The organism is Corynebacterium sp. MSK297 (genome assembly GCF_030232885.1).
GTDB lineage: Bacteria > Actinomycetota > Actinomycetes > Mycobacteriales > Mycobacteriaceae > Corynebacterium.
In genome coordinates this window covers 46,172-58,345 of record NZ_JASPGD010000007.1, presented here as the reverse complement: position 1 = coordinate 58,345, position 12,174 = coordinate 46,172, and the positions used below count along the sequence as shown (strand labels likewise).

The window sequence follows — 12,174 nt, the reverse complement described above, 5'->3', positions numbered from 1 at the left end:
CGGTGGGTGTTCGGCGTAGTCTGCTGGTATTTGGTGATACTTCTGAGACCAGCCAGTTGAATGTGTCGGGTTTAACACTGACGGTGTGAATTTCGGATAGAGTAAATCCATGGGTTATTTAGAAGCAGTTACGACAGCCAAGATCAGGCAATTACGCCCAGAAGAACTCGATGAACTCAATAAATCAGAGCTTGGGCTCGACAGCCACCTTGGAGTGGTTTATTCCCATGCCGGTCCCACCGAAGTGCGCGCGTACCTTGACGTCAACAGCACGCACCTGCAATATGCGGGCAGTGTGAATGGCGGGGTGTTCTGTTCGCTTGCGGAATCGCTGGGCTCAGTAGCATCCATGATTAGCGCACAAAGCCCGTGCGTTGGAGTGAATAACAGCACAGATTTCATACGGGGAGTCAAAGACGGTCGAATCGAAGCGATCGCAACCCCAATTCAGACAGGTAAGCGCACCCAGTTATGGAACGTGGAAATGTATAACCACGAAGCATTAGTAGCCCGCACGACCTTGCGCACCATGGTAGTGGGGCCGTCGCTGAAGGAGCTGCGCGAACAATTCGCAGCCCAGACAAACAGCTAGCTACAGCCCACTCTGGGGTAACCCGAAATCTGCGATCGCACACTAACGCTGCCTGCGCGAAGCTTGGTCGAAAAACTCTCGTTCGTGCGCTGAAGCCATCAGATAAGCGCGGGTTGCACGTGTGCGGGTGGATTCGCTGGAATTGGCAAAAGCCTGCTCGACGAGGCGAATCGCTGTGCGTGCATCCTCGGCGAAATCCGGGTCACTATAGGTCTGCAACCAAGAATGGTAGGGGTGCTGCGCGTGATTGTGCTGGGCAATAGCCTCGCCGATCTCTGCATACAACCAGAAGCACGGCAGCACTGCGGCCACACCGACGGCGTAATCATCGGTAAACGTGCGGGCGACCAAAAAATCGGTGTAGGCCGCGGTAATCGGGGAGGGGTCCACCTTCGGGACGTCGAACGAGCGGTGTAACTCAGCTTCGACGGTCAGGCATTCCTGCGCCGCCTTCGCCCACCAGACTTGCTCGTCTGCGGTCGGCGCGATCGTCGACAAGCGAGCTAACGCGCGAGAATACAATTCCAAGTACAACGCATCTTGTGCCAGGTAGAATAAGAAATCGTCTTCAGAAAGCTCGCCGCTGGTTAACGCACTAATGAACGGCAAATCCATGATCTGGCGCCAGAGTGTGCCGGTCTTTTCCCACAGCTGGCTGGTGTGTGGGCCTTGTGCAGCAATGGCTGGAGCCGGTGTATCGTCGTTAAGCGGGAAAGTCCACGGTGTGGTATCCGCGTTAGCGGCGAAACGGCGCAGCTGATGGAAGTGATCCACCGGACCATTTCCCTTGCCGACGCCGAGTGCATCGGCAGCGGCAATGGCTTCGTGTAACCATTGCGTGGACCATTCGAGCGCGTTGTGTAGAGTCTCACCACCACCTAAGCGGGTAGCCAGGGCAGAAGACAAGGAACATCCGGTGCCATGTGTGTTTTTTGTGTCGACCCGGACTGCCGGAACGCGATGTACCGAGCCATCGCTGCTGACGGCCGCGTTATCAGCGATCGAACCATCCAGATGGCCGCCTTTCACAATGACGTTGACATCATGCGTTTTTGCAAACCTCTGGGCTTGTTCCACAGCAGCGTCGAAATTGGTAGCTTCGTCGTCTTTGACGAGCACGGCGAGTTCTTTCAGATTCGGCGTGATGACATCAACATGCTTGCAGAGCTCACGCACTTTGGCTTCGGCCTCGGACTGCAGCAACCGGTCACCGGAGCTAGCAACCATGACCGGGTCTAAGACCACTGTGATGTTACTACGGCCGCGTAGCCATTCAGAGACAGTATCAACGGTATCACTGTCGCCGAGCATGCCGATCTTCACGGCATCAAGCTCGACGTCATCAGTCACGCTAGCGAGTTGTTCGCGAAGAAAATCCTGCGGTGGGGTGTGAATACTACGTACACCCTGAGTATTTTGTGCTACCAGTGCGGTGACTACAGACATGCCGAAGCCACCGGCGGCGGCGATAGATTTGAGATCAGCGTGAACGCCGGCACCACCTGTGGGGTCGGTGCCAGCGATGGACAAGATACGAGCATTCGTCTTCATGTCCTCTAGACTAGCGAAATTCGTGGCGAATACTAGCCCGAAATCTTAGACAGATTCTCCATCCACGATCACTAGCTCGAGCTGCTAGCAGGAATTACTAGCCCTGCACGCGCTTGGTGTCTTTGACCTCGACTGGCTGTTCGTCATCGTCAGCGGTGGCCTTGCCCAATTTCAGCAAAGCGTTACGCCCGTGGCGCTGTTGTTCGGTGATCTCTAAGTTACCGCGGTTGCGGGAGACGACGTTGCTGGTCCAGTTCAACACCGTGAACAGGCGATTGCGCACACCGGTCAAGAACTGGGCGTGGACAACCAGCCACATGAGCCAGCCGATGAATCCGGTGATCTCGCTATTTTCCATCTTCACCACGGCGTTGCCGCGGTTGATGATAGCCATCGAACCTTTGTCGAAGTAGTCGAAGGCTTCCTTCGGATCCTGCTCAGAGTTGTCGCTGGTCTTAGCATCGATAAGCTTGGCGACGTGCTTACCGGTCTGGATCGCAACCTGGGCGACGCCTGGCAAGCGGTTCAACGACATCATGTCACCGATGAGGTAAACATTGTCGTACTCACCGACGGTGAGATCTTCGTTGACGGATACGCGGCCACCGCGGTCGAACTCGACGTCAGCCTGCTGTGCAACCATCTTGCCCAGTGGGGAAGCCTCGACACCGGCGGACCAGACCTTGGTGGGCGATTCAATGGTGTGCACGGAATCGTCGGTCATGTTCTTGTAGACAACCTTGTCGTCATCAACCTCGGAGACCATTGCGTTCAGGCGTACCTCGATGCCCTGCTTTTCCAAGGTGCGCTGCGCCTTTTTACCCAGCTTCTTGCCGAATGGCGGCAATACTTGCGGCGCGCCGTCGAGAAGAATGATCTTGGCGGATTCTGGCGAAATATTCTTGAAGGTGCCTTTCAAGCCACGCTTCGACAATTCTGCCAACTGACCAGCCAACTCAACACCAGTTGGGCCGGCGCCGATGATGACGAAGGTCAGTAAACGAGCACGCTCTTCTGGATCATCGGTCAACTCAGCGCGTTCGAACGCACCCAACAGGCGCGAACGAATCTCGAGGGCATCGTCAATGCTCTTCATTCCTGGTGCATACTGTGCGAAGTGGTTGTTGCCAAAGTAGCCTTGGTTGGAACCGGCGGCGACCACCAGGGAATCGTACGCAAAATCCTTGATGATATCGCCTTGGGAGGCAGTGACGGTCTGCTTTTCGATGTCGATGGCGGTGACCTCACCCCGGACCACGTCAACGTTGTTCTGCTTGCGCAACAGCTGACGGGTGGAAGGAGCGATCTCACCGGCGGAGACCAGGCCGGTCGCTACCTGGTAAAGCATTGGCTGGAATAGGTGGCTGTTGGTGCGGTCGATCAGGGTGATATCGACATCGGAATGAGCCAACCCCTGGACCGTGTTCAGGCCACCGAAGCCGGAGCCAATGACGACGACATGGTGACGATCACCTGCGGGACGGTGCGCTTGCGACATAGATACCTCTTCGTAGAAGTTGAGCAGTGTATTTGGATAAGTACACAGTTAAATATACGCCTATACAGTCTAGTGGCCAGAAACACTTTGCTAAAATCATTGGGACTTATTAATTCCGCCGTCGCCCAGACGCGTTTGCAAGGAGAGTGTGTGCACGAGCAACAATTGGCTCATCTTGCAGCGATCGATGCGCAGGCATGGCCGTCTATTGCCACAGTGCCAGGCGGATCACTATTGCCACTGCGTGCGCGAATTGCGGAGGCACATTTTGCGAAAGCTTGCCGCAACGCTGGGTTGGAATTGGACCCAGGCGCCCGACCCGACTTGATCATCGATCAGGAATCCTTGTTTGCACGCGTCGCGCAAGCAGGGTGGCTTGGATTCGTCGAATCATATTTGGCAGGAGAGTGGCGTACACCGGATTCCGCGGCACTAGTCAAAGTACTGACTCGGTTGCTCGCTACTGGCTATGCGCCACGCGGTAAGGTGCAGGTGCCTGTTGCACCGTATGACGGCGGACAGATCCCCGCGGACTTGGTGCGACTGTATTCCGATGAAAAAACCAGTAGTTTTGCCGGAATCTTTTCGACGGGCGTGGCGACGACGGTGCGGGATTCGATGACGAGTTACGTCCCAGCACAGCATGGTAATCACGGGCCCAAACACCATTTCATCGACATCACTACGATCTCGGAACCACAAGATGTCGAACGCGAAGATTTTCATGATTCCCAAGCACGCGCCGCGCAATTTTTGCTCAATGACCTAGGAGTAACAGCGTCAAGCCATCTTTTAGAATTTCCTGCCAACGGCTCCGTGCTTGCAGAAGTTGCTGGTCGACGTCGAGCGGTCGTCGATACGCTTAGCAATGATGCGGAGCATCTGGCAGCACTTCGCGATGATCTCGTGCTAGCCGGGGTAGAGGATTTCGTGCACACCCAGCACATTTCGAACCCGTTGCCAACACCGAGTGACTGGCAGGGCCGCTACGACGCCATCGCGTGCATGGAGGCATTCGAATACCTGTCGCGGACGGACCGCGTGTATCTCTTGCGGCACGCGGGGCGATTGCTTGCACCTGGCGGCAAACTAGGATTGCAAACTCTGGTCGCCACCGACGGTATGACAGCGTCTGCGCGCAATGCGCTACTAGCATTACGCGCGTATATCTGGCCTGGCTTGGATTATCTTGATACCACCGGCCACCACAAGTTATTCGACCAAAAATCGGGATTGCTTATTATTAAACAGACCCATTTTGGTTCGCATTACCGCAAATCGCTGCAGTTGCAGCGCAGTTTTTTCGAAGGCCACATGCGGGAAGCGGCGGCGAGCGGCTTCGATGTGGTCTACCGGCGTCTATGGGTATTTCAGCTGGCACTCCGCGAGACTTTGTTGGATCTAGGAATGCTCGATGCCGTGCAATTTACGGCGACCCACCGGCACCGCCGCGGGCGCCGTTAGCCAGTAACTGACGCGCCGCCCACGGACGCATCAGTGCTAACAGCTTCTACCAAAGCTATTTCTAGCGAGCTTCTAGCAAGCAGTAGATTAGTGCAGTGCTAATTCGCTCCACGGAGACTGCTTGGAGGCTAGGGCGCCGGCAGTCGATGCCATCATCCGTTGCTGTAGACCATCGACCTGCCCACTTTCACATAGACGGCCGACGAGGAAACCATCACCGAAATCACGCCAATCGGTGTGGTTGTTTTTCGCTTTGTCAGCGCCCACCGCCGCGAATTCATTGGCGTCGTCCTCAGTCAATAGTTTAGTGGCAAAGCCCATGGCTGCCAGACGTACGCCTTGCGCGATGCGCCAACCCGCTAATGAGCTGGGCAAAGTTTTCGGCAAAAACAGGTCAATGTCTTCGACCAACAGCAATTTCGCTAATTGTGCAGCGGTAGACGACACTGCTTTGTCGATATCTTCGCTAGTGTGCTCGGGCGCAGCTGCCTTGGCATATTTGCTTCGTAGGGCAGTGGTGATTTTCTCGAGCCCGTCAGCTCGGCGCTTTTCCACATCCCAATTGCGGACCTCTTGTAGCTCATCGAGGATCACGCGGTAGGCTTCGTGATCAGGTTCGTCGAGGTATTTCCCGATTGCAGTGCGCAAACTAGCCGCATCAGAAACATGGTGTTGGTTTTCCAAGTGCTGCCAAATTTCTTGCACGCGCTGCTCGTCGTAGGTAGCCGGTGCATCCAGAGGAATCTTGCTGCCCACCAGATACGGCGCCTGCAGCGACCATCCGAGGCGCAGATCGTCGGCAAGCGTACCCGTTACCGCAACGGGAAGCTGCTGTGCATTGGCCTGCATTGACGAAAAGATCTCTTCGTAGCTGTTGGACTTAATCGGGGGGAAAGTCTCGGTGTGCAAGGGAAGTTCTACCCATGGTGAGTCAGTGGCAGTGAGCAGGGCAGCAGCATTATGGAAGATAAACCGGAAGTGGTCACCAATCGTGCTGGCCAGCATGGCTTCGCCGTAGATCAGTGCCGCAACGTATTCTTCCCAGGTGTCGTACGTACGCGCGATACCGAGCACACACTTGACGATGATCGGGCGGACTTCGCTAGGCTTAATGAACCCGGCACCTGCCCCCAAGTTGAGTTGGCGCACCGCAGCAGCAAAATAGAACCCTGCCATACTGTCAGGCAGTCGTTGCGGGATCAACAGTTCCGCATCCGGGTTGAGCAGTGGTTTCAATAACCGCTGCGCCTCTTTTTCCAAGGTGGCGAAAGGGATTTCCGGCAGTGCGCCCGATAATTCATTAACCAGCACGCTGGTTTGGCCAGCGCGCTGTTCTAGCGGCAATTCACGGATCTCCTGCAGGATCTCCCGACCAGCCTCGTAGGCTTTGTCATGGGTGCGTTGCGAGGCCTGCTGCGCAGATTTCAACAGGTCTTCGCGGCTGTTAATGTTCCAGGCCTTGGACAAAAATTGCGCTAGTTGCGGATTTGCAGTGGCCTTGACGATCTTGCCCTCGTCGTCACGCTCGATTTTTGGCATGGCTGGCAGCGGCCCATCCGGAGCGATATTTGGACGCAAAAAATACGGTGCGACGACCGACCAGCCGCGGCGCAGCATTTCGTCTTGCACACCGGATTTCTTGATCTCGAAATCGAAACCGCGGGCCTGGGCTTTCGCGAGGTAATCCTCGTAGCTGGAGGCTTCGGACAGGGCAAGTGCGTCAATCTTTGGTTCAGCCATGCCTGTCATCATACCTGCGGCAATGGCATCCGTTTGCGGTTTTGACTTAGCTTATAGTTTCGATCAAGTAGTAGGTACCGATAATGAGAAAGACCGCTCCGGGCAGAAATTTCAGAGCAGGATGGTGCGCAGCTGGGATACGAGAGGCGGTTTTCATAACTACGGACATAGCTGAAAAGACCGCGAGGCTGACCAAGAGCAAGATCCCCAGCATACTTGCCTTGCCGCTCACTCCAGAGTAGTGGTTCATGAGTGGCGTGAAAAAAGAGCTGAAAAACACCAAGGCTTTTGGGTTCGAGAGATTCGTAATCAACCCCAAGCGGAACGCGCGGAACCAGACCGGGGCATGCTGGGCTGATGCTGTTGTTGATGTTGTTGATTCAGTCGCTGGTGTTGTGGGTGCAGCAGGTGTGGAGCCTGCTGGAACACGCAAGTCGGCAACACTCGATTCCGGTGAGGAACTGTTGACCATGGTGGCTTGTGTAGCCGCACGGCGTGCAGAAAGAACGCCTTTGATTGCGAGTAGTCCGAGCACGATCAGGACAGAGGATCCAAGCACAGGCAACATGACCGATAACGCCGGAATGGCCGTCAACAACGCTGTAATGCCGGCCAGTGACAATATCGACCAGGTAGCTACGCCAATGGTAGCGCCTGTAGCAGTAGCAAAACCGGCCCGATGACCATGCCGGGATACCTGTGTACCGATCGCGACGATATCAGGGCCGGGAAGTGCCATGACCGCAGCCCAGCTGAGAATATCTGTAAGCAAAAAAGCCCTCGATCCTCGAAGTGACATAATGTCAATTATCGGACATTTATAGAGGGCGATTATCGCTCGGCCGTTTTGGCAAAACTCAGCCGGATATCCACCGTGCCGGTTTCGGCAATCTTGGCGGCAATCAGATCCGGCGAATGCACTTCAAAGTCTTCGCGGTTGATCTCCACTTCGCCGGAGATGATCAGCAGATCTCCATCACGCAGTGCTTGGAACTGTGCCTCGACAGGTTCCGTGTGCTCCTTGATCGTGAGCTCGCCAGCCACAGTGACCTCGCCCGCGGTGCCATCTTCTGGCACCTGTGAGACATCCACCGGCTCGGTCAGTGTGAACGTGGACGTCGGGAACTTGCTGGTTTCAAACAGTTTGTCTTTCATGTTGACGTCCCGGACGTCCCGATCGGTCGTCAACTGGTCCATATCAACTTCCACAGTGGCTGATTCCAGCGTGGAGTTGCTAATTTTTGCTTGCCCAGTGACATAACCTGTGGAGCCAGAAGTCACCCGTTCATCGCCCGGCAGTATCTCCGAAAAGGTAAAACCCACCGAGGTAATATTCGGGTTCTTTCCTTCAACGACTTCCCAGTTGCCATCCACCGGAGTCGATGCGGCTGCTGCACCCGAATCACTTAAGGGTTCGGTCTTGACCCCGGGGCCGGTAATGATCCGGTACATCAGCGGGACCACGCTGAGAAGCGCCAAAAGGACAATGAGCGCGACGAAAATCACGATGATAGATTTACGGCGTTTCATGGGAGATTTTTTCATCATTACCTCAACTTCTCAATCGAACGCGCCAAATCAATTAACTCCGTGCATAGCTGCCCGAGCTCATCTGCAGAAGCATCCTCTGCCGCAGCCCACGCTATATCTTCCGCCGCACAGCGCAATTGAAACAGCGAATCATGCAGCATATCAGCTTTAGCTTTGCTCAATATTACGGCATCGGGAGCAATTTCCGTGCCGGATAAATTTTGACGTTGCTCGTAGGCCCGCTGCTTACAAGAACTACTGCAATACTTACGCGGACGCCCACGGCCTTGTGATGCAACCTCTCCGCCGCACCACTGGCATGGTTGAGGGCGAGTTTGTTGGTAGACAGACACAGACACCCTGTTCATTTTAGTCTATTGACGAAAAGAACCGCCAAAAACCGAAAAGTTCAGAAAAACATCGAAAAGCTGAGAAAAAATACAGAAAGATTTGGCAGGCAAGTAATATCCACAGAGCGGGAACAAATCAGTGTGTTTGTGCGTTATAGTGGTAGATCGTTATCCTGACGAGTCTTTGGCACTGTGTGGTGCCACAAGATTTGTTGATGCCCCCGGAATAATATAAGGATGTGTCCCACAATGGCAGATCGCGTATTGCGCGGCAGCCGCATGGGTGCCGTCAGCTACGAAACTGACCGCGACCATGACCTGGCACCACGCCAAATGGTGAAATACCGCACCGAAGACGGCGAAATTTACGAAGTGCCTTTTGCCGACGATGCGGAAATCCCCGAAGAGTGGCTGTGCAAAAACGGTAAATGGGGAACGCTAGTAGAAGGCGAAGGTGTCGAATCCAAGCCGGTCAAACCTCCTCGTACCCACTGGGACATGCTGTGTGAACGTCGCAGCATCGAAGAACTCGACAAATTGCTCGAAGAACGCATCGAACACCTGCGTAAGCGCCGCCGTACCGCAGCGAAACTGCTGAAAGAGCAAAAAGAACAGCAGGAAGCCGAGGGCAAGTAACCGTAAGTAACCGTCCGCTTGTGAGAGCTCACTGTTGAGAACCTGCGGCACAGTAAAGGCGCCAGCCCCACCCACTTATCAGTTCGTGGGGCTGGCGCCTTTGTGAATTCTAGTCCCTTTGTGCAATCTGGCGCGTTTTTGCAAACAGGCCACCGTATCTAAGCCTTTTTACGGCACTATTTGTAAAAAGGGCACAGTAAATAAAAAGAACACAGTAAATAGCGCGCAATCTTGGGTGAACGAAACTTCGGTGAGGTTAGCGCACTATCTTGTTAGCGCACTATCCTCTAGCGCAGTTGCTGTTTTACCTGTGCAGAAAAGTCCTTGAGCACTGCAGAGAATTTTCGCGCCGACGACGACACACGTGCTGGTGCCTGCGCCAACGAAGATTCGTGGAATTCGTGTGTCGCCAACGAAGCCACCGCGGAGCCCAGTTCCCGCACCTGTTTACTACGGTGCGCAACTCCCCACTTGGTCACCTCTGCTAGCGAATCCGTCACGAACGAACCATCGAGCTTGGATTCGCCATATTCCCGCTCGGTGAACGTGATAGGAACTTCGGCAATGACATACCCTGCCCGAATAGCGCGGCGAGCCAGATCGACTTGGAAAATATATCCGGCATTCGACAGCTCCTCGAGATCCAGTGCCTCGAGTACTTCCCGACGATAGGCCCGGTACCCGGCAGTCATATCAGACAGTCCAGCACCGAGGGCCAGGGAAATATACATATTGCCGCCGCGCGAGAGCCACTCACGATTTTTCGGCCAGTTGACTACTTCCCCGCCAGGTATATAGCGGGAGCCAATTACGGCGTCTTCCCCATTGTCGATAGCATTTAATAGCAGGTAGAGCTGTTCTGGTGCATGCGAGCCATCGGCATCCATTTCACACAAGACCTGATAGCCACGCTCCAGGCCCCAGTCAAAACCAGCGACGTAAGCGCCACATAATCCGCCTTTACCAGCGCGGTGTACCACGTGCACGTGGTCATCGGTGTTGGTGAGTTCGTCGGCAAGTTCACCCGTGCCATCCGGCGAATTATCGTCTACGATCAACACATCAACCTCAGGCTGTGCCGTGCGCAGGCGACCTACAATACGAGGTAAGTTTTCTTTTTCGTTGTAAGTCGGAATGATCACGAGAGTTTTCGCAGACGGTGCAGCGGACTCAGCCATGTCGGGTTACTCCTTCATGCGACGACGTATCACAGCAAGACTACCCAATACTACTCCAACTAAAACGAATGCCAGCTCAAGGACCTGCCCAAACCGTACTGCAGGGGTAACTCCCGAGCGCAGCGGCAAAGTATCGACGAGATGATTCGCCTCGAAAATTTCGGTATCAGCCAGGACTTTTCCTGCTGGATCAATCAGGGCAGATACCCCACTGGTGGCCGGCACGACCATTGCACGGTCGGTTTCAATCGCGCGCATACGCGACATCGCCAGTTGCTGGTAAGTCATGTCCGTAAAGCCAAAGGTTGCGTTATTGGTCGGGGAAGTCAGAATACTCGCGCCATTGTCAATCGAGCGCCGGAATGCCTCATCGAACGCGACCTCATAGCAGGTGGCAACACCCACGGCGAGATTGCGCTGACTTGTGGTCAGATCGACGGGTTCATCCGAGTCCCGTGCATTGGGCACATCAGTAGCACGGCCAGTGGGAATGTGCAGCACACCGTTGCCATTGCCGGGTACGAAATTACCGGCCATTTCCGCATATTCAGAAAGCTTTTCGAAGAAACTGCGCATCGGCAAAGTCTCGCCAAATGGTTGCAGGTAGACCTTGTCGTGGAACTCCCCTGGCGTCATCGTCGGTTGGCCACTCTGAGCATCTCTGTCAGGCAAAAACGTCTGCATGGTGTTATACGGATCGCCATCCCGGCGGGTAATTGTTCCGACGACAACCGGAGTATCAACAGCATCGACCGCACTGGCGATGACATTGTAGGCATCGCGGTCACTAAACGGATTCACATCAGAGGAATTTTCTGGCCAAATTACTAGATCCAGGTCTTGCTTTTCGGCAGCGAGTTTTTTGGTTTCGCGAACGTGATTATGCAATACCGCACTGCGTTGCGCGGCAAAATCCAGGCCCAAGCGCGGAACATTGCCCTGAATTGCCGCCACGTTGATGCTGTCGAAGGTGTTGTCCGGCCGATTAAGCTGGAAAGTCGCGACTACCCCGCCGAGCAACGGCAGAATAACGATCACGACGCTTGTCACCCGCACACTGGTCACACGAGCGTTGGTACTAACAGTCGTTAACAACTGCGTGGCACACAATTGTGCAACACCAACCCCAATCAGCACCGCAGCAACCGTGACCAGGGCCGGACCACCCCACTGTGCGAGTCCCGCGAGTGGCCCGTCAACCTGGCCCCATGCCAGACGAACCCACGCGAAGCCACCAAACGGCAACGAGCTGCGAGCAAACTCGATCGCCAAGTACCAGAATGGAAACGCCAGAAAACCCCATGGTGAGCGTGCCAAGGCGATGCCACCCAGACCAGTCAGGATCGCATAGAGCGAACATGCCACGGCCAAAGCAATATAGGGTGGATTGCCGACGAACTCACCGATCCAGGGTAGCAAGAGCAGGTAGCAGGCCATGCCATGAACGAATCCCAGCAATGCACCCTGTGCCATCGTGGGGCGCGTCTTAGTAGACTGCGGCCATGGAAGCAGAGCAAAATAGAATAAACCAGCTGCGAAAATACCGGCGGGCCACCAGCCGAGTGGTTCATAAGAAGTAAAAGCTGCAGCGCCTGAGACTGCAGCCAGAATTAAACGGAGAATGAGAGCAAGCAT

General features: G+C 54.8%; 10 protein-coding genes and 1 pseudogene. 3 read left to right on the top strand and 8 right to left on the bottom strand.

The features are described from left to right. Positions 1-109: 109 nt before the first annotated feature. A complete protein-coding gene (locus QP888_RS08075; protein WP_284813022.1) occupies positions 110-592 on the top strand; it encodes a PaaI family thioesterase in 483 nt (160 codons plus the stop codon). A 42-nt stretch (positions 593-634) separates the two neighbouring features. Here the strand turns inward: QP888_RS08075 and QP888_RS08070 are convergent. Both QP888_RS08070 and QP888_RS08065 read right to left on the bottom strand, forming a co-directional pair. Further along, a pseudogene (locus tag QP888_RS08070) lies at positions 635-2,146 on the bottom strand (bifunctional hydroxymethylpyrimidine kinase/phosphomethylpyrimidine kinase); the annotation flags it as partial. Positions 2,147-2,240: 94 nt separating this feature from the next. Further along, positions 2,241-3,641, bottom strand: a complete 1,401-nt coding sequence (locus QP888_RS08065) for an NAD(P)/FAD-dependent oxidoreductase (RefSeq protein ID WP_284813021.1) — start codon at positions 3,639-3,641, stop codon at positions 2,241-2,243. Between the two features lie 150 nt (positions 3,642-3,791). On the opposite strand from QP888_RS08065, the gene QP888_RS08060 reads away from it, so the two are divergent. Continuing rightward, the gene (locus QP888_RS08060) at positions 3,792-5,105 is read left to right on the top strand and encodes an SAM-dependent methyltransferase (protein ID WP_284813019.1); all 1,314 of its coding nucleotides are present in this window, start codon (positions 3,792-3,794) and stop codon (positions 5,103-5,105) included. A gap of 87 nt (positions 5,106-5,192) precedes the next feature. Here QP888_RS08060 and QP888_RS08055 read toward each other — a convergent pair whose 3' ends face one another. The 4 genes from QP888_RS08055 to QP888_RS08040 are packed head-to-tail and all read right to left on the bottom strand — an operon-like array spanning position 5,193 to position 8,743. Then, positions 5,193-6,845: a DUF1266 domain-containing protein gene (locus QP888_RS08055; RefSeq protein WP_284813018.1), complete on the bottom strand. Its 1,653-nt coding sequence runs from the start codon at positions 6,843-6,845 to the stop codon at positions 5,193-5,195. Positions 6,846-6,891: 46 nt separating this feature from the next. Next, on the bottom strand, positions 6,892-7,617 hold the full coding sequence (locus tag QP888_RS08050; protein ID WP_284813016.1) for a LysE family translocator: 726 nt from the start codon (positions 7,615-7,617) through the stop codon (positions 6,892-6,894). 59 nt (positions 7,618-7,676) lie between these two features. Beyond that, a complete protein-coding gene (locus QP888_RS08045; protein ID WP_284813015.1) occupies positions 7,677-8,375 on the bottom strand; it encodes a YceI family protein in 699 nt (232 codons plus the stop codon). Positions 8,376-8,392: 17 nt separating this feature from the next. Continuing rightward, positions 8,393-8,743, bottom strand: a complete 351-nt coding sequence (locus QP888_RS08040; RefSeq protein ID WP_284813014.1) for a hypothetical protein — start codon at positions 8,741-8,743, stop codon at positions 8,393-8,395. A 231-nt stretch (positions 8,744-8,974) separates the two neighbouring features. On the opposite strand from QP888_RS08040, the gene QP888_RS08035 reads away from it, so the two are divergent. Beyond that, a complete protein-coding gene (locus QP888_RS08035) occupies positions 8,975-9,361 on the top strand; it encodes an RNA polymerase-binding protein RbpA (RefSeq protein WP_018119523.1) in 387 nt (128 codons plus the stop codon). Between the two features lie 287 nt (positions 9,362-9,648). Here the strand turns inward: QP888_RS08035 and QP888_RS08030 are convergent, their stop codons facing one another. Together QP888_RS08030 and lnt are read right to left on the bottom strand one after the other, a co-directional pair. After that, positions 9,649-10,539, bottom strand: a complete 891-nt coding sequence (locus tag QP888_RS08030; RefSeq protein ID WP_284813013.1) for a polyprenol monophosphomannose synthase — start codon at positions 10,537-10,539, stop codon at positions 9,649-9,651. Between the two features lie 6 nt (positions 10,540-10,545). Continuing rightward, on the bottom strand, positions 10,546-12,174 hold the full coding sequence (lnt, locus tag QP888_RS08025) for an apolipoprotein N-acyltransferase (RefSeq protein WP_284813012.1): 1,629 nt from the start codon (positions 12,172-12,174) through the stop codon (positions 10,546-10,548).

Excerpts from the sequence above, each read along its gene's own strand:
- QP888_RS08030 (WP_284813013.1), bottom strand. The coding sequence starts at position 10,539 with ATGGCTGAGTCCGCTGCACCGTCTGCGAAAACTCTCGTGATCATTCCG.
- QP888_RS08045 (WP_284813015.1), bottom strand. The coding sequence starts at position 8,375 with ATGAAACGCCGTAAATCTATCATCGTGATTTTCGTCGCGCTCATTGTC.
- QP888_RS08065 (WP_284813021.1), bottom strand. The coding sequence starts at position 3,641 with ATGTCGCAAGCGCACCGTCCCGCAGGTGATCGTCACCATGTCGTCGTC.
- QP888_RS08075 (WP_284813022.1), top strand. The coding sequence starts at position 110 with ATGGGTTATTTAGAAGCAGTTACGACAGCCAAGATCAGGCAATTACGC.
- lnt (WP_284813012.1), bottom strand. The coding sequence starts at position 12,174 with ATGCTTGCTCTCATTCTCCGTTTAATTCTGGCTGCAGTCTCAGGCGCT.
- QP888_RS08035 (WP_018119523.1), top strand. The coding sequence starts at position 8,975 with ATGGCAGATCGCGTATTGCGCGGCAGCCGCATGGGTGCCGTCAGCTAC.
- QP888_RS08040 (WP_284813014.1), bottom strand. The coding sequence starts at position 8,743 with ATGAACAGGGTGTCTGTGTCTGTCTACCAACAAACTCGCCCTCAACCA.
- QP888_RS08055 (WP_284813018.1), bottom strand. The coding sequence starts at position 6,845 with ATGGCTGAACCAAAGATTGACGCACTTGCCCTGTCCGAAGCCTCCAGC.